The organism is Peribacillus sp. SIMBA_075 (assembly GCF_046534585.1).
Genome location: NZ_JAWRYN010001591.1, coordinates 1 through 236 on the forward strand (window position 1 = coordinate 1; position 236 = coordinate 236).

General features: G+C 37.7%; 1 pseudogene. It reads left to right on the forward strand.

The features are described from left to right. Positions 1 to 236: pseudogene (locus SB775_RS33790) on the forward strand (polysaccharide deacetylase); the annotation flags it as partial.

A 236-nucleotide genomic window follows, 5' to 3' on the forward strand; every position in this document is an offset into this window, starting at 1 on the left:
CATTAGATTGGAAATATAACAAAATGCAAGTTGATGCAGCGGCAGCACAAATTGCTCAAAACGTAATAACACATGCAACAAAACCACAGGAAGTTATTTTAATGCATGACATTCACCCACAATCAGTTGCTGCTGTGCCAGCAATTTTAAAAGGGTTAAAAGAAAAGGGTTATGAGTTTGAAGCTTATCATGAAGAGAGTCACTTCCCAGTGAATTTCTGGCATGATAACCGTATG